This is a genomic window from Burkholderia sp. BC1, assembly GCF_052683555.1.
The window spans coordinates 1-350 of sequence record NZ_JBQYLP010000135.1 but is presented as its reverse complement, the minus strand read 5'-3'; the positions used below and the strand labels follow the sequence as shown (position 1 = coordinate 350).

Genomic DNA, 350 nt, shown 5'->3' with positions numbered 1-350 from the left:
GCGTCGCGCCTGCGTCGAGGTTCACGGCGTTGCCGAGCAGCGTGCCGCTCGCATTCGTCGCCAGCGAGCCGCCCGCGCCGCTGACATGCAGCGCGCCCGCGCCGAGCGCCGCGCCGTTCCCGGCGATCAGTCCGCCGCCGCTCAGCGTCGTGCCGCCCGTGAACGTGTTGACGCCGGTGAGCGTCGTCGTGCCCGTGCCGGTTTGCGCGAGACTGCCGCTGCCGCCGATTACGCCGCCGAGGCCGAGATTGGCCGAGCCGTTCAGACCGAGCGTGACGTTCGTGTCGAGATTGATCGCATTGCCGAGCACCGTGCCGCCGACGCTCGTGCCGAGCGAGCCGCCCGCGCCC

1 protein-coding gene is annotated in these 350 nt (G+C 73.4%); it reads right to left on the bottom strand.

What is annotated here, in order from left to right:
* On the bottom strand, nucleotides 1-350 hold a 350-nt coding region (locus ACSHSS_RS29595; RefSeq protein ID WP_445545918.1), incomplete at both ends, for an autotransporter-associated beta strand repeat-containing protein.